Consider the following 247-nt stretch of genomic DNA (forward strand, 5'->3'; position numbering starts at 1 on the left):
GGGCAATGTTTTTTGCCAGTATCCAGGCACCGACGTGAATGTTCTGACAGGCATTGCTCAGTAAAACGTCACGAGTGATACCCATCGGGCGCAAAACCGGGAGCCATGAGGTATTAATCTGCATCATGCCAAGGTCCTCACTGAGGATCCGTCCGCCTTTCTTGTTGTATCCGATGGCGCCCGGATTAAGCCCGCTTTCTACTTCTGCGATGGCATGCAGCAGACGCCAGTCAACGCTGAAGCGCGC

At 54.3% G+C, this 247-nt stretch carries 1 protein-coding gene; it reads right to left on the reverse strand.

What is annotated here, in order from left to right:
* On the reverse strand, window positions 1-247 hold a 247-nt coding region (locus tag SB754_RS22160), incomplete at both ends, for a lytic transglycosylase domain-containing protein (protein WP_410784443.1).

The organism is Leifsonia sp. SIMBA_070, assembly GCF_046534635.1.
In the GTDB taxonomy this organism is placed as follows: Bacteria; Actinomycetota; Actinomycetes; order Actinomycetales; family Microbacteriaceae; genus Leifsonia.